This is a genomic window from Methylobacterium longum (genome assembly GCF_022179385.1).
Taxonomy (GTDB): domain Bacteria; phylum Pseudomonadota; class Alphaproteobacteria; order Rhizobiales; family Beijerinckiaceae; genus Methylobacterium; species Methylobacterium longum.
This window is the reverse complement of sequence record NZ_BPQS01000004.1, coordinates 229,992-247,993: the sequence shown is the minus strand read 5'-3', so window position 1 is coordinate 247,993 and position 18,002 is coordinate 229,992. Positions and strand designations below refer to the sequence as shown.

General features: G+C 71.5%; 14 protein-coding genes. 8 read left to right on the top strand and 6 right to left on the bottom strand.

Going from position 1 to position 18,002, the window contains the following annotated elements:
• Positions 1-7: 7 nt before the first annotated feature.
• Entirely contained in the window at positions 8-742 is a 735-nt protein-coding gene (locus MFF58_RS05885) for a peptidoglycan-binding domain-containing protein (protein WP_238285968.1), read from the top strand.
• Positions 743-931: 189 nt separating this feature from the next.
• Here MFF58_RS05885 and MFF58_RS05880 read toward each other — a convergent pair whose 3' ends face one another.
• Positions 932-1,222 (bottom strand): hypothetical protein, encoded by a 291-nt coding sequence (locus tag MFF58_RS05880; protein ID WP_238285967.1) that lies wholly within the window; start codon positions 1,220-1,222, stop codon positions 932-934.
• Positions 1,223-1,544: 322 nt separating this feature from the next.
• On the opposite strand from MFF58_RS05880, the gene MFF58_RS05875 reads away from it, so the two are divergent.
• The gene (locus MFF58_RS05875) at positions 1,545-1,883 is read left to right on the top strand and encodes a DUF1491 family protein (protein ID WP_238285966.1); all 339 of its coding nucleotides are present in this window, start codon (positions 1,545-1,547) and stop codon (positions 1,881-1,883) included.
• A gap of 157 nt (positions 1,884-2,040) precedes the next feature.
• Here the strand turns inward: MFF58_RS05875 and MFF58_RS05870 are convergent, their stop codons facing one another.
• On the bottom strand, positions 2,041-3,090 hold the full coding sequence (locus MFF58_RS05870) for a ketopantoate reductase family protein (RefSeq protein ID WP_238285965.1): 1,050 nt from the start codon (positions 3,088-3,090) through the stop codon (positions 2,041-2,043).
• Between the two features lie 839 nt (positions 3,091-3,929).
• Here MFF58_RS05870 and MFF58_RS05865 point away from each other — a divergent pair.
• A complete protein-coding gene (locus tag MFF58_RS05865; protein WP_435404750.1) occupies positions 3,930-4,316 on the top strand; it encodes a DUF6197 family protein in 387 nt (128 codons plus the stop codon).
• A gap of 71 nt (positions 4,317-4,387) precedes the next feature.
• Here the strand turns inward: MFF58_RS05865 and dgcA are convergent, their stop codons facing one another.
• The 4 genes from dgcA to MFF58_RS05845 form a co-directional block, all read right to left on the bottom strand.
• On the bottom strand, positions 4,388-5,371 hold the full coding sequence (dgcA, locus tag MFF58_RS05860) for an N-acetyl-D-Glu racemase DgcA (protein ID WP_238285961.1): 984 nt from the start codon (positions 5,369-5,371) through the stop codon (positions 4,388-4,390).
• A gap of 1 nt (position 5,372) precedes the next feature.
• Positions 5,373-6,386, bottom strand: coding sequence for an N-acetyltransferase DgcN (gene dgcN, locus MFF58_RS05855; protein WP_238285959.1), 1,014 nt, complete (start codon positions 6,384-6,386; stop codon positions 5,373-5,375).
• A gap of 328 nt (positions 6,387-6,714) precedes the next feature.
• The gene (locus MFF58_RS05850) at positions 6,715-7,266 is read right to left on the bottom strand and encodes a GNAT family N-acetyltransferase (protein WP_238285958.1); all 552 of its coding nucleotides are present in this window, start codon (positions 7,264-7,266) and stop codon (positions 6,715-6,717) included.
• A gap of 131 nt (positions 7,267-7,397) precedes the next feature.
• The gene (locus MFF58_RS05845; RefSeq protein WP_238285957.1) at positions 7,398-8,564 is read right to left on the bottom strand and encodes a type III PLP-dependent enzyme; all 1,167 of its coding nucleotides are present in this window, start codon (positions 8,562-8,564) and stop codon (positions 7,398-7,400) included.
• Positions 8,565-9,282: 718 nt separating this feature from the next.
• Here MFF58_RS05845 and MFF58_RS05840 point away from each other — a divergent pair.
• The 5 genes from MFF58_RS05840 (at position 9,283) to MFF58_RS05820 (ending at position 17,969) form a co-directional block, all read left to right on the top strand.
• A complete protein-coding gene (locus MFF58_RS05840) occupies positions 9,283-9,789 on the top strand; it encodes a GNAT family N-acetyltransferase (protein ID WP_238285956.1) in 507 nt (168 codons plus the stop codon).
• A gap of 102 nt (positions 9,790-9,891) precedes the next feature.
• Positions 9,892-11,334 (top strand): lipopolysaccharide biosynthesis protein, encoded by a 1,443-nt coding sequence (locus MFF58_RS05835; protein WP_238285955.1) that lies wholly within the window; start codon positions 9,892-9,894, stop codon positions 11,332-11,334.
• A gap of 249 nt (positions 11,335-11,583) precedes the next feature.
• On the top strand, positions 11,584-12,771 hold the full coding sequence (locus tag MFF58_RS05830; RefSeq protein WP_238285954.1) for an FAD-binding protein: 1,188 nt from the start codon (positions 11,584-11,586) through the stop codon (positions 12,769-12,771).
• A gap of 56 nt (positions 12,772-12,827) precedes the next feature.
• Entirely contained in the window at positions 12,828-14,156 is a 1,329-nt protein-coding gene (gene glcF, locus MFF58_RS05825) for a glycolate oxidase subunit GlcF (RefSeq protein WP_238285953.1), read from the top strand.
• 693 nt (positions 14,157-14,849) lie between these two features.
• Positions 14,850-17,969, top strand: coding sequence for an Rne/Rng family ribonuclease (locus MFF58_RS05820; RefSeq protein ID WP_238285951.1), 3,120 nt, complete (start codon positions 14,850-14,852; stop codon positions 17,967-17,969).
• Positions 17,970-18,002: the final 33 nt, after the last annotated feature.

The window sequence follows — 18,002 nt, the reverse complement described above, 5'->3', positions numbered from 1 at the left end:
AGACAGGATGTCAGGATACCGCGAGATCATCGTGCCGGGCGAAGCCGGCCGGGCGCGCCCCTCCGCCCCGCGCCGGGCCGCCGCCCACGGCGACTGGCGCGCCGTCCTCGTGGGTGCGCTGACGGCGACGGGCGCCACCTGCCGGAACAGCCCGGGCGCCGTCCTCAGCAGCCTCGTGGCGCTGGGCGCGGCGGGCTTCATCTGCGTCAACGCCCTCGGCTATCAGGCGGGGCGCCATCCCGCGCCGATCCTGCCCAAGCTCGCCCAGAAGGCGCCGGCCCAGCGTGAGGCCGCGCCGGCCGTCAAGGAGCCGGTCCGGGAGGTGGCGCGGGATACGGCCAGGGATACGGCCAGGGATACGGGGCGCCCCGAATCCGACCGGGCGGCGGCCCCGGTCAAGCCGGCGGCCCGGGACGCGATCGCCGACCTGATCCGTTCGGAGGAGACCACCGCGTCGGTGACCCCGAAGGCGTCCCTGCCGCGACCGGCCGCCAAGCCGGCGACCAGGGACGGCGCGAAGGACGGCGCGAAGGCGGCCAAGCCCGAGAAGGATGCGGATTCGGTCCTGCAGGCCCAGAAGGCCCTGTCGAAGCTCGGGTACGCGATCAAGCCCGACGGTGCGATGGGCCCCGGCACCCGCGCGGCCATCGAGAAGTTCGAGCGCAGCGCCAATCTGCCGGTGACCGGAGCGGCGACGGGCCGGACCCTGCGCGCGTTGGTCGTGAAGGCCGGTCAAGGCTGACGGGCCCGGCCGGGGGTCTCGGCCGGAGGCCTTGGCCTGAACGACCCGGGATGGGCCGGCGACCCGACGCGCGATCCTCCGGACGAAGCGGGGGATCGGTGTGCCCGCTTCATTGCCGGGCGGAGGCCCGCACCGGGCCGGCTCGGCCGTGCGATCCCGCTGCGGGCCCCATGCAGGCCCCATGCAGGCCTAGTACTGCGTGCCGGTGAAGCGGCAGATCGTCTTGCAGCGCGGACCGCCATTGGCCTGCCAGGATTTCGCGTGGCCGATCGAACCGGTCATGTCCTGGGTGGGATTACCGCCCGGCCGCAGGACCACGATGTTGCAGGCATCCTGCGGCGTCCGCTGGTAGCGCGGGCAAGATGCGGAATCGCGGTTGCCCAACAAATCCATCAGCGTCTCCGAACGGGCGTGGGCCGACGGCGCAACAACGGACAGGCCAGCGAGGATCAGCGTGGCAAGCGAGATCATTCTCCGCATCGGAGTGCTCCTTAAGTCATCGTGATTTGCAAATTCGGGCGCCCTTTGCTCAGTTAATCATCAAACAATACTGCAGATGTGCGCTGACACACATCGATAAGATCTTTTTTAATCCCAAGAAATACCAAATATTTTTGCGGAATATTTTGCGCGCCGAGCCGTTGCATGCGGATCGGGCATTCCCGCGCGCACGAGGTTGCTCGCCCCGGCGCTTTCGCGCATGGCGAGAGCCGCACCGCTTCGAACCCGCAGGGTTCAGGTCCGACCGCCGCGTCGGATTGCCCATCCCGGGGCGATCCGCATCTCACAGGGCCACAGACGCATGCGCCTGCGTTCCGATTTCTGGGTCTCGGCCCATCTGCGGCGGCTGGATGTCGTGAGCATTCCGGCCGTGCTGCGACGGCGCGGGTCCGCGGAGGCTGGCGCGATCTTCGTGAAGGTCGACCGGCTCGACGGCAGCGCCGACCTTTACGGACCGGCGCCGCAGGCCCTGTTCGAAGCCGAGGAGAGCGGCGACCGCCGCTTCGCCGCCCTCGTCTCCGGCGGCAGCCCCCTCGACGTGGAGGAGCGCCTGACCAAGGAGGTCCGGTTCGATTCCGATCTCTGGATCATCGAGATCGACGACCGCCAGGGGCGGCACTTCCTGGATCTGGCTGAGTGAAATGAAGCGCCGCCGGCCGCCGTTGCGAGCGCAGCGAAGCGATCCGGCGGCGCCACGCCGACCGATGTCGCGCGACCCCGGGTGACTTCGCCGCGCTCGTGATGACGGGGTGGGTGGCGCGACGCCGCTCGGCGTCGCGCCCCGCCTGAAGGTTTCGTCAGCCCTCGATGATCCGCTCGTCGAGCTTGCGGTCGACGGTCTCGACGGTGCGGTCGATCTCGGCGTTCGGCGCGCCGAGCTGGTGTGAGATCAGCTTCACGAGCAGGTCGACGCGCTCGATGTAGGGGGCGCCGTTCGCCACCGCGCGCGCCGCCGAGGACGGCTTCAGCAGGCTCTCGGCGGCCTTGGCGTATTTCTCGAACGGCACCTGATCGGCGGGATCGGCACCGAGTTTCCGGGCGATCCCGTCGACGTGATCGTAGATCGCCCGCGAGCGCGCCAGGTCGCCGTGAACGGCGTCGTGGATCGATTGCGGCTCGCCCGGGGTGATGCAGCGGTAATTGCCGGTCAGCAGCATCGACCACTTGGCCAGGGGCACGAACAGCGAGTCGAACACCTTGAGCTTGACCGGGACATCCTGCCCGTCGATGCGCACGGCGTCGATATCGGCCTCCAGTTCCCGGAGGAGCCGGTTGTGGGCCTCGTCGTCGAAGGTCGCGGCCTTGAAGTTGGTCGGCAGGCCGACGTGGAGGACGTTCGCCTCCTCCTCGGGCGGCCGGAAAGCCTGGGGGTCGGGGGAGCAGAGCGACACCAGGCCCGGCTCGAACCGGTCCCAGACACCGGCATTGGTGTAGGCGTCCTCAAGGTCCATGGCGGCGAGCGCCGGAATCCGCTTGAGGTAGGGCAGCGGCGGCATGTTCATGATCGACAGGCACGGCAGCTTGGCCGCCGCGATCTTGATCATCAGGACGCGGATCGTGTGGTTGTTGTATTGCGGCTCCTGCATGGCGAGGCCGACGAGGTCGTAGCGCGACACGTCTACGTCTTCCGGCGGCATGGCGTCGACCTTCCCGGGCAGGTCGCGCGAGTGGATCGCGCGGTGCTCCTTCTCGTCGCGCAGCTTGATGCGGACCTCGGTGCCCTCGCGGTTGATCAGGTCGGCGGTCTTCCTGCGGCAGACCAGGGTCACGTTGTGACCGGCCATCAGGAGCTTGGTGCCCAGGAGCGAGCCGTAGGAGGCCCCCAGGATCAAAATGTTTCTGGCCACGTCGTTCCTCCCCAGCATTGAAGACTGCTGTGTGTTGTCGGGCTGCTGGGAACAGCGCGGCCGCGCCACGTCCCCCATCGCACCAGCGATGGATGGCAGCGGCGCGTTCGGAACGCAAGCCTTCTGGTATACCTAATCCCAAACCGGTTGTGATGCCCGGCGAATGACAGGCGGCGCGATCTCTATCGCCACGGCTTCCGGGTCGACGGACATATCGGGCCAGAATCACAGCGACGGAACGCGGTGGCATGGCCGCCGTCCTGAACCGGCCCGACACCGTCCGGCGCGCAATCACGCCTTCGGCACGTTCGCCGGCCAACCGAACCCCATCCTGGTTGCCGTTGCCGTCTCTCGGGGCCGAGCGAGGCGCGCCAGCCGGTCCGCCACGCTCCGGCAGGTAGACGGCTCGCCGACCGCATACGCCCCCGAGACCGCTGCGGCACAGCCCGGCACCGTCGCAGCCGCACGATCCATCTTCAAGTTGACATTTGCCAACATGAGGTTGATTTAGAGGGTCGAGAAAGCCGGCCTGGAACGAACCAAGCCCGCCCCCAAATCGTACCGTTCTCAAGTCTTACGATTATAAAACTATCAAAATTGGATTTAATATGCTTATAGAAACAAGATATGCTCGCTCTTCGAGAAGTTATTTTATCCGATATGCTCCATTACAACTGAAGATATCTTGGGATACAACTGCGTATTGATGTTTTGACCGGTGAATTCTCCTTCTTTCGGCGCCTGATGGATCATCTCGCCAAACCCCAGGATCGCCAAAGACGAACCGGTTTCTCGAAGGTCGACGGCAAGGAAGTGAGCGATGCGCATTCGACCAAGCGGTGTGGACAGCTGATTTGGATACGCCCGCGGAGGCCCTGATCATGGCGCGCGCGATCATCGCCGATCCGGCTCGCTACGTGCAGAACGCGATGGCGCGGGATGCCGGAGGCGCCAGGATCTCGCCGCGGCATTCGGCGGCCGTGTGCTTCTGTTCCATGGGTGCCCTGCTGAACGTCACGCCGTACCACGATGGCGTTCACGACGCGGCGATGGCACGGCTGGAGGCCGCCGGGCGCGCAATACTGGCGGAGGCCGGCATAACGCTGCACCACACGCAGAGATCAGTGCCCCGTGTGAATGATTTGTTCGGGCGCGAGGCCTGCCTGCGGATGTACGACATCGCCATCGGCGATCCTTCATCATCGACCCGCACCACGCGACTCTGATCGGACGTGGCGCAGCCTCGACATCCCGCCGCGCGGCCACGGCGGGGCAGAACGCCTCGACCCGGCGCGGCCTATCCCCACAGCGCCGGCGTGGGCGGATGCATCAGGCTGCCCGCGTAGGCGAGCGGCGGGTCGCGGTCGCGGGCCAGGAGCAGCGGCCCGTCGAGATCGACGAAATCGGCGCCCTCGGCGAGGAGCGCCGCCGGCGCCATGCCCAGCGAGGTGCCGAGCATGCAGCCCACCATGATCGACAACCCCCTCCCCTTCGCCTCGCGGGCGAGGAGCACCCCCTCGGTCAGGCCGCCGGTCTTGTCGAGCTTGATGTTGATCGCGTCGTAGCGCCCGGCCAGCGCGTCTAGGCCGGCGCGGTCGTGCAGGCTCTCGTCGGCGCAGATCGGCACCGGGTGCGGGATCTCGGTGAGCAGGGCATCGGCGTCGGCCGGCAATGGCTGCTCGATGAGGACGACACCGGCCTCTAGGCAGGCCGTGAGATTGGCTTCCAAATTCTCCGGTCGCCACGCCTCATTGGCATCGACGATCAGCCGGGCCTCCGGCGCGCCGGCCCGCACGGCCGCGATGCGCTCCGGATCCCCGTCCCCGCCGAGTTTGACCTTGAGCAGCGGCCGGTGAGCGGCCTTGCGGGCCGCCTCGCCCATGCTCTCGGGGGTGCCGAGGCTCAGCGTGTAGGCGGTGATGACCGGACGCGGCGCCGGCAGGCCGGCGATGGCCCAGGCGGGACGGCCCTGAAGCTTCGCCTCGAGGTCGAATAGCGCGCAGTCGAGGGCGTTGCGTGCCGCGCCGGCCGTCATGCGGGTCATCAGCTCCGCGCGACCGAGTCCGGCCGCGATCGCCTCCGCCTGCCCGGCGATCAGGGCGCTGACGCTCTCGACGCTCTCGCCGTAGCGCGGATAAGGCACGCACTCGCCGCGCCCGACCCGGTCGCCGTCCTGGATCGTCGCCACCACCACCGCGATCTCGGTGCGGCTGCCGCGGGAGATCGTGAAGGCGCCGGCGATCGGGAAGCGCTCGACGGCGAGGGTCAGGCGGCGCGCCATGTCAGATCTCCGGGAAGTCGGCGACGATCCGGTCGACCAGCCCGTCGACCCCGAAGCGCACCGGATCGGTGGCGGGCAGGTCGTGCTCGGAAGCGAGCGTGTCCAGAAGCGCCCGAGCCTCGCCCTCGGCGAGCGCCTGGGTGTTGACTGCGATGCCCACCGGCTTGATCCCGGGGTTGGTCAGGCTGCCGAGCTGCACGGTGAGATCGATGACCTGCCGGATCGTCGGCAGCGGATGCTTCACGCCGCGCATCGTCGTGCGGGTCGGCTCGTGGCAGACCACGAAGGCGTCGGCCTGGGCGCCGTGCAGCAGGCCGAGGCTCACGCCGGCGAAGGACGGGTGGTAGAGCGAGCCCTGGCCCTCGATCAGGTCCCAGTGGTTGGAGGCGGCGTCCGGCGAGATCGTCTCGACGGCGCCGGAGATGAAGTCGGCCACCACGGCATCGATGGCGACGCCCCGGCCGGAGATGAACACGCCGGTCTGGCCGGTGGCGCAGAAATCGGCGTCGAGGCCGCGCTCGCGCATGCCGCGTTCCAGGGCCAGCACGGTGTACTTCTTCCCGACCGAGCAGTCGGTGCCGACGGTGAGCAGGCGCCGGCCCGCCCGCTTGGTGCCCTTGCCGGTGGGGAAGCGCTCGTCGGTGTGGCGCACGTCGTGGAGCTGGCGGTCGCGCCGCGCGGCGGCCTCCGCGATGGCCGGGACCGCGCCGAGCTTGACGTGCAGGCCGCTCGCCACGTCGAGCCCCGCCTCGATCGCCGCGACGATCTCCGTCACCCAATGGTCCGGAAGCACGCCGCCGGCGTTGACGACGCCGATCACCAGGGTCCGGCAGCCCTTGGCCAGGGCCTCGGGCAGGGTCATGTCGGGGATGCCGAGATCGGCGGCGCAGCCCGGCAGGCGCATCTGGCCGACGCACCATTCGGGGCGCCAGTCCTTGATGCCGTAGGCCGTCTTGGCCGCCAGCGTGTCGGGCACGTCGCCCAGGAACATCAGGTAGGGCGTTGCGATCTGCATCGGTCGAGCAACCTTCTCCGGGGGGCCGGCGGACCGTCTATGCGGGATCGCGACCGTTCGGCGCAATGCAGGAGGCCGGCCAAGGGGGCGGAGGTGGCCGCCCTCGGGCGCATGCCGAGGCGGCACCGCGGGCGGGCAGCCCCGGGCCGCCGACACCCGCCAAAGCCTCGCCCCTGAGGAGCCGCGGCCGCGGCGGAGGGCTCGACGGGCGCTCCCGGCAGCGCAGGCGCGGCCCCGGGCTCCTTCGAGGCCCGCTCACGCGGGCCCTTCAGGATGAGGTCGCGCTCGGGAGAACCGCTCTCACGCCTGCGGCGTGGTACGTCCCCGTTCAGGCGGCGCGTCGTCGCGCGACCCCGACCTCGTTGGCCACCGCGTCCACCGGCGACAGCGCGCCGCTCGCCCGGACCAACCCCTCGGCACCGGCCAGGGCGCCCGGGCGCAGTTCCAGCCCGAGGAAGCGGTCGCGCTCGAACGGCCCCGGCAGGGTCAGGCCCTCCGCGAGCGCCCGGTCGAAGCCGAAGCGGGCGTAGTAGGGCGCGTCGCCGACCAGCAGCACAGCGCCGTGGCCGAGCGATTCGGCCCGGCCGAGGGCCGCCTGCATCATCACCGAGCCGAGTCCCTGGCCCTGGATCGCCGGATCGACGGCGAGCGGGCCCAGCAGCAGCGCCGGCCGGCCCAGCCCGGCCTCGACGTGCCAGAGGCGCAGGGTGCCGACGAGACGCCCGGCGCGGGTCGCCGCGAAGGCGAGGCCGCGGGCCGGCAGGCGGCCCTCGCGCAGGCGCTCCGAGGTCTTGGCGCGTCGGTTGCCGGGAAAACACGCGTCCAGCAGGCGCTCGCGCGCCGGGACGTGGTGGCAATGCTCCGCGCGGATCTCGATCATGGCTGTGCCCTCCCCGGGCCGGCGAGCGGGAGAAGCGGTGGGTTCCGATGGACGGCCGAAGGCGCTCCGTCGATGCGGCAGCGGAAGTTCGCTCCCGGCAGCCGAGGGCTGCCGGGACGTCCTAAAGCGGATCAGATGACGATCTGCTGAAGGGGCGGGAAGCCGTTGAAGGCCACAGCCGCGTAGGTGGTGGTGTAGGCGCCCGCGCCCTCGATCAGCACCTTGTCGCCGATCGAGAGCGAGACCGGCAGCGGGTAGAGCTGCCGCTCGTAGAGCACGTCCACCGAATCGCAGGTCGGGCCGGCGATGACGCAGGGCTCGGTCGCGTCCCCGTCCCGCGCGGTGCGGATCGGGTAGCGGATCGCCTCGTCCATGGTCTCGGCGAGGCCGCCGAACTTGCCGATGTCGAGGTAGACCCATCGGACCTCGTCGGCATCCGCGGACTTCTTCGACACCAGCACCACCTCGGCCTCGATCAGGCCGGCATTGCCGACCATGCCGCGGCCCGGCTCGATGATCGTCTCGGGGATCTGGTTGCCGAAATGCTTGGTCAGGCCCCGGAAGATCGCCTCGCCGTAGCTCTCCACGCCCGGCACCGCCTTGAGGTACTTGGTCGGGAAGCCGCCGCCGAGATTGACCATCGACAGGCCGATGCCGCGCTCCGCGCACTCGCGGAAGATCGCCGCCGCGGAGCCGAGCGCCCCGTCCCAGGCCTCGGTGTTGCCCTGCTGCGAGCCGACATGGAACGAGATGCCGTAGGCTTCCAGCCCCTGGCGGTGGGCGTGCTCCAGCACGTCCGCGGCCATCTCGGGCACGCAGCCGAACTTGCGGGACAGCGGCCAGTCGGCCCCGGCCCCGTCGCACAGGATGCGACAGAACACCCGCACCTCGCCGGCCGGCACGCCCAGCGCGTCGGCGGCCCGGGCGATCTTCTCGACCTCGGCCTGGCAATCGACCGCGAACAGGCGGATGCCGAGCTTCAGGGCGCGGCCGATGCAGCGCTCCTTCTTGATGGTGTTGCCGTAGGAGATCCGGTCGGCGGTGGCGCCGGCGGCCAGCACCATCTCCATCTCGGCCACCGACGCGGTGTCGAAGCAGGAGCCCATCTCGGCGAGCAGGCGCAGCACCTCGGGGGCCGGGTTCGCCTTCACGGCGTAGAACACGCGGGTGTCCGGCAGGGACCGCGCGAAGGCCGTGTAGTTGTCGCGCACGACGTCGAGGTCGAGGACCATCACGGGGCCCTCGTCCTGACCGAGGTCGCGGCGGACGCGCAGGAAGTCACGGATGCGGTCGGTCATGGTCGTCTCCCGGCACGGGTTCGCGTGCGCCCTTACGCGGGGCGCGCTGTCGAAGGTGACGGCCAGGACTGGCCGCCGGCGTCAGGGGGCGATGCGTCGCGCGGACCCACGCGCTTTGGAGACGCGTGCATCAGGGCGGGCGCAGAGCACCCGGAAGCTGCCGTGGATTGGAAGGGAGGACCCCCACCGCACGCCGGGCAAAGAGAAACAAGCCTCTTCGGTGCCGGCCTGTGGAGGGCCGACGAGACCAAAAAAGCCCGTTCGTCGTTGCTTTAAGCTGCGTCCCCCGTGGAGAGCGGGGTTCGCCGGTTTCGCCTCCGGCTGCCGGTTGTTGTCGGGGTCCGGTGTCGCCACCTGGATGCCGGCCGTAGGGATCCACCCTTGCGACCATCGATCCTTTAAGACCCCTGGCGGCTGTCCGGCAGTTGACCGGATGCCCACCAACCGACACGCGGCCACAGGCACGTGCGAAATTGGGCAGGGCGCATATACGGCCGCGATTCCGGAACGACAAGGGGAACGCCCCGTCGGGCAACGGCTTTTTCGCCCGCAATCCACACCCGGCACCGGCCGTTGCAAAAACGACGCAGCCGGAAGGCCCGGAGCGACCGCCCGGGCTTCCCAAGCGGGGCGGAAGCGGGCATCTGACCGCCGGGGACTATCACGCAGGCGAGCGAGCCATGGCCGGGCCGACCAGATCCACCGCGACGGCGCGGGCGTGAGCGCCCCCCTGCGCCATCCGGTCGGCGACGGGCTCCCCGAGCCGACGATCCGCATCGCCACGCTCGCCGACCTCGACGCCCTGGTGGCCCTGGAACACGCCGCCTTCGCCACCGACCGGGCCGAGCGCCGGGCGATCCGCCACGCCATCCTGTCGCCCACCATGGACGTGCTGGCGGCCCTCATCGACGCGCCGGACGCGGACCCGACGCCGGTCCTCGTCGGCGCGGCGGTGCTGGAGCGCCGACGCAGCACCCGGATCGCGCGGCTGGCCTCGATCGCGGTGGCGCCGAACCGCGGCGGGCTCGGGCTCGGCGGCAAGCTCCTCGATGCCGCCGAGGCCCACGCCCACAGCCACGGGTGCACGCGCCTCCGGCTGGAGGTGCGGGCCGACAATGGCGCCGGCATCCGCCTCTACGAGCGCCGGGGCTACACCCGCTTCGCCGTGCGACCCGATTATTACGAGGACGGGATGGAGGCCTGGCGCTACGAGCGGGCCCTGTGAGGCCGTTTGCCCTGATCCCGCCCGGTTAGGGGCGTTTTACGGCTCCCGCGCGACAGCGCGCGGGCCCCTCCGAGAGATCCCACAGCTCATGAGACGCCGTCCATGGCCGTGATCGCCGCCTTCGTCCTCAATGCGGGGCTCAACTTCGTCCTCGGCCTGCTGATCGCCAAGCTGCTGGGGCCCGCCGATTTCGGCCGGTTCGCCCTCGCGACCACCGGCGCCATCGTGCTGAACACGGTGCTGTTCGAGTGGCTGCGCCTCTCGGCGACACGGTTCTACTCGGGACGCGTGCGGGTCGACGAGCCGTGGATCCGCCACGGGCTCGACCGGGCCTACCTGCGCATCGGCCTGCTGCTCCTGGCCGCCGCGGCCCTCTGCGGGGCCTTCGGCCTCGCCGGCGGCGCGGACGGGCGCGAGGCGGTTCTGTGCGGCACCGGGCTGGCGGCGCTCGGCATCGGCGTGTTCGACTACCACGCCGCCCTCGCCCGGGCGCGGTTCGACGGCCGGCTCTATCTCGGCCTCGTGGCGGTGAAGAACGTCCTGTCCTTCGCGCTGATGGCGGCGGCGGCGTGGTGGCTGCCCCAGCCGGCCTGGGTGCTGGCGGCGGCCGGCATCAGCCAGTTCCTCGCGGTGGTCCTTCTCCGCCATCCTCTGCGCGACCCGCGGACGCCGTTCGAGCGGCCGCGCCTGTCGGCGACCTGGCGGGTCTTCGCCCGCTACGGCCTGCCGCTCATCGCCGCCAACACCGCCTACCAGTGCCTCGCCTTCGTCAACCGCGGCGCGGTCGCCGGCCATGCCGGCTTCGCGGAGGCCGGCTACTTCGCGCTCGCCGCCGACGTCACCGCGCGCTCGTTCATGACGCTCGGCACGGCCCTCGACCTGCTGCTGTTCCAGCTCGCCGTCCAGGCCGAGGAGCAGCACGGCCGCGCGGCGGCCGAGGCGCAGGTGGCGGAGAATGCCGGTACCCTGTTCGCCCTGCTGGCGCCCTGCGCGGTCGGGTTCTGGGCCGTGCTGCCGGCGCTCCAGGGACTGGTGGTCCCCGAGGCCTATCGCGGGCCGTTCGAGACCTACAGCGTCGCGCTCATGCCGGGCCTGTTCTGCCTCGCCATGATGTTCTACGCCCTCAACCCGATCTTCCAGATCCGCCGTCGCACCCTTCCGGTGATCGCCGCCGCCCTGGTCGGGCTCGCGGTCAACGGTGCGGGCCTCCTGGTCCTGCCCGGCCTGGCCGGCGGCATCGGCGTCGCGCTGGCCCAGACCTTCGGCCTCGCCGCCGCCGCCCTCTGGCTCGGCTGGCGGGCGCTGACGGGCGCGGAGCGGATCGCGCTGCCCTGGGCCGAGATCGGCGTCGCGGCCCTCGCGTGCGCGGCGATGGGCCTGACGCTGGCCCCCTTCCGCCACCTGCCGCCCGCCACGGCCCTGGCGGTGCTGGTGCCGGCCGGGATGGCCCTGTACGGGGCCCTGGTCTGGATCTTCGACATCGCGGGGCTGCGCCGGCAGGTCAGCGCGCGGCTGAGGCCGGCGCGCGCCGCGGCGGCCGAGTAGCGCCCGCGGACCGGGAAGCCCCTGGCCGCACGAAACCGGCGCGATCGGCGCGGCCGGTCCGGGGCCGTTCGCCGGACAGCCGGAGCGCATCCGACCCCGCCGGCGATCCGCCGCGTGACCGTCGCGGGGGCGGCTCCGCGGAGGAAACCCAACCGCTGAAACCCCGCGACGCTGCCCCCGCTTGAATCCGCCGTCGCTTCCGGCGACACCCGTCCTGGAATGTCTACAAACAGGACCAGGGCGGAAGCGATGGGCGTCTACGAGCCCGGCACCGAGGCGGAGGCCGGGGAGATCGTGCGGGCCGCCGCCGGGCGCGGCGAGCGTCTGCGGCTTGCCGGCGGCGGCACCGCGGCGGGTCTCGGCCGCCCCGCCCAGGATAACGCGACGCTCTCCGCGAAGGCGCTCACCGGCGTCACCCTCTACGAGCCGGCCGAGATGGTGGTGGGGGCCCGGGCCGGGACGCCGCTGGCCGAGGTCGAGGCGCTGCTCGCCTCCCGCGGCCAGATGCTCCCCTTCGAGCCGATGGACCTGCGCGGCCTCTACGGCAGCGCCGGCGAGCCGACCCTCGGGGCGGTGGCGGCGATCAACAATGCCGGCCCCCGGCGGATCAATGCCGGGGCGGCCCGGGACAGCCTGATCGGCGTCCGCTTCGTCAACGGGCGGGGCGAGGCGATCAAGTCGGGCGGACGGGTGATGAAGAACGTCACCGGGCTCGACCTCGTGAAGCTGATGGCCGGCGCCCACGGCACGCTGGGCCTGCTCACGGAGGTCACCTTCAAGGTGCTGCCGGCCTGCGAGCGCGTGGCGACCCTGGTCTTCGGCGGCCTGGATGATGCCCGGGCGGTGACGTCCCTGGCGGAGGCGCTGGGCTCACCCTTCGAACTCACGGGTGCCGCGCACCTGCCGGCGGGGATCGGCGCCCCGGAGGCGCGGACCCTGATGCGCCTCGAAGGCTTCGCGGATTCCATCGACTACCGCACGGGCGAGCTGCGCCGCCTGCTCAAGCGCTACGGCACGCCCGCGATCGTCGACGGCGAGGCCGGTGCCGCCCTCTGGCGGTCCGTGCGCGACGCCGCCCCCCTGGCCGAGCCCCGGGAGGCCGCCCTCTGGCGGATCTCCACCGCGCCGGCGCACGGGCCGGCCCTGGCGGCGGCGGTCGCGGCGGAGCGCGACGCCCGCTGGTTCTTCGACTGGGGCGGCGGCCTGATCTGGCTCGCCACCGGCTCCGAGGGCGATGCCGGGGCCGGGACGGTGCGCCGGGCGGTGCAGGCGCAGGGCGGCCACGCCACCCTGGTCCGCGCCCCCGACGCCGTGCGGGCCGCCGTGCCGGTGTTCCAGCCGCTGGCCGAGCCGCTGATGCGGCTCACGGCGGGCATCAAGACGGCGCACGACCCCGCCGGGGTGCTCAACCCGGGCCGGATGTACGCCGGACTGTAGGCTTCAGATTCCGCCCCTTCCCGCTCCGGGGAGGCGAGGCGCCGAGGACGCGACCCGTGCAGACCAACTTCGCCCCCGCCCAGCTCGCCGACCCCGCCATGGCGGCCTCGGAGAAAATCCTCCGGACCTGCGTGCATTGCGGCTTCTGCACGGCGACGTGCCCGACCTACCTCCTGCTCGGCGACGAGCTCGATTCCCCCCGCGGCCGGATCTACCTGATCAAGGACATGCTGGAGGGCGGCAAGCCGGCCTCGCAGGAGGTGGTCAAGCACGTCGACCGCTGCCTCTCCTGCCTGTCCTGCATGACCACCTGCCCGTCGGGCGTGCATTACATGCACCTCGTCGACCATGCCCGGGCGCATATCGAGGCGACCTACGCCCGGCCGGCCGACGATCGGTTCCTGCGCGCCCTGCTGGCCCAGGTCCTGCCCTACCCGAACCGCTTCCGCCTCGCGCTCACCGCCGCCAAGCTCGGCGCACCGTTCCGGGGGCTGGTGGCCCGGCTGCCGCGGGTCGGCAACCGCCTCGCCGCCATGCTCGACCTCGCGCCGGCCGGGATGCCGCCCCGCGAGCCGACGAACCGGCCGGGCCGGTTCCCACCCGCGAACGGACAGGCGTCCAGGCGCGTGGCCCTGTTGCGCGGCTGCGCCCAGAGCGTGCTGCGGCCGGACTTCAACGCCGCCGCGATCCGCCTGCTCAACCGGCACGGGATCGAGGTGGTCCACGCCGCCGAGGGCTGCTGCGGGGCGCTGACCCACCACATGGGCAAGGAGGATTCCGCCCACGCCCACGCCAAGCAGACGATCGACGCCTGGGACGCGGAGATCGCCAAGGGCCTCGACGCGATCCTGGTCACGGCCTCGGGCTGCGGCACGACGATCAAGGATTACGGCTTCATGTTCCGCGACGACCCGGCCTATGCCGAGAAGGCGCGGCGCGTCTCGGCGCTGGCCAAGGACGTCACCGAGTACGTGGCGCAGCTCGACCTCGCGGCGACCGCGGAGAGCGACCTCGTGGTCGCCTACCACTCGGCCTGCTCGATGCAGCACGGCCAGGGCATCCGCACGGAGCCGAAGGCCTTGCTCAAGCGTGCGGGCTTCACCGTGAAGGACGTGCCGGAGGGCCATATCTGCTGCGGCTCGGCGGGGACCTACAACATCCTGCAGCCGGAGCTCGCGCTGAAGCTGCGGGCCCGGAAGGTCGCCAACATCGAGCGCGTGCGCCCCGACGTGATCGCCACCGGCAACATCGGCTGCGCCACGCAGATCGGGAAGGGCACCGGCATCCCGATCGTCCACACGGTCGAGCTGCTCGACTGGGCGACCGGCGGCCCGAAGCCCGCGGCACTGGCCGGGATGGCACCGCGGCTTGAGGCTGCGGAATAGTATCCTGCCGGCCGGAGCGCGGTCCCGTCGTCGCGGGCGCGGCGCAGCGATCCCGGGATATGCGGCAGCCCGGCCTCCCGCGCGGCCCTCGATCGTCGCGCCGCGTGCGAGCCGGCCGGCCGCCGGCCCGGCGGGCGTGACACCCCCGTGACATCTATTCACGCTTGACCCTTGCCAAATCCGCGCAGCGGTCTGTAATGATACCGACCCCTTCCGGTCCCGCCGGCCGCCGCAACGGCCCGTGGACGTGGCCGAATTCCTCGCGAAGACGGCCGCGGTGTCGCGGCGGACTCTGTTGGTCCGTCTGGCGGCGACGGGTGTCTTCCCCGATCGGGCAGGTGTCGCACGACGCGGCGGAGATCCTCCGTCGCACCCAGGAATTCACGGCCGGTCCCCTCCGGCCGAGAGTGTTTCGCGAGGTCGGGACCACGATGGACGGACGCACGGCCCAGCAGAGCGCTGCGCGTGCCCCGGAGGCGCATGTCGTGCGTCGGACCGGTCTGTCCCTCCTCCCGGCCAGGTTCAACCCCAGGCGCCCCAGGCGCCGAGCGGCGGTTGACGGCAATTTCCCCTCGAACCCATCCGCCTCGGCGACGAGGCCGGCACCACGCCCGACAGGTTTGACGTCGGGTGAGGCGCCGCCGGGACCACGGGCACGGAGAACGACGTCGGCCGCCATGCCGAGAGTCCGACATGGCCAACAAAATGCTGATCGACGCGATGCACCCGGAGGAGACCCGGGTCGTCACGGTCCACGGGTCTAGGGTCGAGGAATTCGACTTCGAGGCCGCCAACCGGCGCCAGCTGCGCGGCAACATCTACCTCGCCAAGGTCACCCGGGTGGAGCCGTCGCTCCAGGCGGCGTTCGTGGAATATGGCGGCAACCGCCACGGCTTCCTGGCCTTCAACGAGATCCATCCCGACTATTATCAGATTCCCCTCGCCGACCGGCAGGCCCTCCTCGAGGAGGAGGCCCGTGACGCCGAGGAGCATCGCGAGCGCGAGGAGCGCCGCCGCCGGTCGCCGCGCCGCTCCCGCGGCCGCCGCGCCGAGGCCCGTGCCCGCGACACCGACGAGACGGTGAGCGTCGAGGACACGAGCGAGGCGCCGCAGGCCGATGGCCGGACCGACGACCAGGCCCCCGCCGAGGCCGGGATCGCACCCGCCGGCATGCCGGACACGCTCGCGGAGAACGCCGAGGCCGTGCAGGAGGCCCTCGCCTCCGAGGCGCAGGCCGGCGACATCGCCGAGACGCGGGCCGCGCGGGCGCCGACCGACGAGGCCGCCGGCGGCCCCGCCCCGTTCGGGGGGCAGCCCGAGGAGGCGGCCACCGACCAGGACAATCCGGACGAGCCCGAGGCCCGGATCGCCGTGGCCGAGGCGCTGACCGTGTCCGACATGCCGGAAGAGGCGCCGGAAGACGCGTCGGCAGACGCCCGGGCAGACGCGCCGGCCGACAGCGCCGCGGAGGATGTCGCGGAGGCGCCGGTGGCGGATGCCTCGACCGCGGACGTGTCCGACGACGTGTCCGACGAGGACGAGTCGGAGGACGAGGACTCCGACGACGAGGATGAGGACGAGGACTCCGACGACGAGGACGAAGCCGACGAGGATTCGGACGAGGATTCCGACGATCCGGATGCCGAGCCCCGGATCGCCCAGATCGGCGGCAACGGCGACGCGCTCGCCGAGATTCCCGAGCGGCCCCGCCACTACCGCCGCCAGTACAAGATCCAGGAGGTGATCAAGCGCCGCCAGATCATCCTGGTGCAGGTGGTCAAGGAGGAGCGCGGCACGAAGGGCGCGGCGCTCACCACCTACCTGTCGCTGGCCGGCCGCTACTCCGTGCTGATGCCCAACACCGGCCGGGGCGGCGGCATCTCCCGCAAGATCACCTCGGCGGCCGACCGCAAGCGCCTCAAGGAGGTCGTGCAGGACCTGGAGGTGCCCGAGGGGATGGGCGTCATCCTGCGCACCGCCGGCGCCTCGCGCTCCAAGCCCGAGATCGCCCGCGACTTCGAGTACCTGATGCGGCTGTGGGAGTCGGTCCGCGAGCTGACGCTGACCTCGATGGCGCCCGCGCTGGTCTACGAGGAGGGTTCGCTGATCAAGCGCGCCATCCGCGACCTGTACAACAAGGATCTGGACGAGGTTCTGGTCGCCGGCGAGGACGCCTATCGCGAGGCCAAGGACTTCATGCGGATGCTGATGCCCGGCCAGTCCAAGGTCGTGAAGCCCTACCGCGACGCGACGCCGATCTTCGCCCGCTTCGGCGTCGAGCAGCAGCTCGACGCGATGTTCTCGACCCACGTCTCGCTGAAGTCCGGCGGCTACCTGGTGATCAACCCGACCGAGGCCCTGGTCTCGATCGACGTCAATTCCGGCCGCGCCACCCGCGAGCACGACATCGAGGACACCGCCCTCAAGACGAACCTCGAGGCCGCCGAGGAGGTCGCCCGGCAGCTGCGCCTGCGCGACCTCGCGGGCTTGATCGTCATCGACTTCATCGACATGGAGGAGAAGCGGAACAATCGCGCCGTCGAGAAGAAGCTCAACGAGTGCCTGAAGAACGATCGCGCCCGCATCCAGGTCGGCCGGATCTCGCCCTTCGGCCTCATGGAGATGAGCCGCCAGCGCATCCGCACCGGCGTGCTCGAATCCTCCTCGATCCCCTGCGTCCATTGCGGCGGCTCGGGCTTCGTGCGCGCCACCGCCTCGGTGGCGCTCCACATCCTGCGCTCCATCGAGGAGGCGCTGCTCAAATCCTCCTCCCACAACCTGATCCTGCGCACCCGGACCGAGGTGGCGCTGTACATCCTCAACCAGAAGCGCGGGCACCTGCGCGAGCTGGAGCTGCGCTTCGGCGTCACCATCACGATCGCGGCCGACGAGGGGCTGGCGGTCACGGCCGCCTTCCAGCTCGACCGGGGCGAGCCGGCCCAGCGCGCCGAAGGTCCGGTCACGGGCGTGCGCGCCCAGGCGATCTCCCCGGTCACCGAGTTCGACGACGAGGATGACGAAGCCGACGAGGCCGACGCCGCCGAGGCGGAGGCAGAGACCGAGGTGGACGCCGAGGGCGACGCCGAGGAGGGCCACACCGAAGCCCGCGAGGATGGAACGCGCGAGGAAGGCGACGGCCGCCGCCGCCGTCGTCGCCGCCGCCGCCGGGGCGGCCGGCCGGAAGGCCGCGCCGAGGACGAGCGTCAGGGTGGCGAGCGCCCGGAGGAGGAGGACGGCGAGGACAGCCGCGAGGACGGGCGCAAGGACAGCCCCGAGGACGGGCGGAACGACGGCTGGGAGGGCCGGGAGCCGGTTGCCGCCGACGGGCTGGCCGAGATTGCCGTCGCCGCAGAGGCCCGGGACTCCGACGAGGCCGTCGCCGGACCGGATGAGGCGGCCCGCACTGAGGACGAGAACGGGCGCCGCCGTCGCCGGGGGCGTCGGGGCGGACGGGGTCGCGGCGAGGGTCGCACCCGGGACGCCGCCGAGTCCGAGGACGTCCCCGAGATGGCGGGTGACGCGGTCGTCCTGTCGGCAGAGGAGCCGGTGAGCGCGCAGGCGGTGGCGGAGGCGGTCGAGGCCGCACCGTCGGCAGCCCGGGGCGAGACCGCGGTGGATCTCCCGGTTGCGTCCGAGCCGGACGCGTCCACGGTCGATCATGCCGCCGAGACGCTGGCGGAGCCGGTGGCTGACAGGGCCCCCGAGCCGGTCCGCGAGCCCGTGGCGGTCGTGCTGACGCCGCCGGCCGATCCGGATCGTCCCAAGCGCGCCGGCTGGTGGTCCCGCACCAAGGCCGCATTGACCGGCGAATAGCTTACCGTTCCCCCGGGCGGACTACGCCCGGGG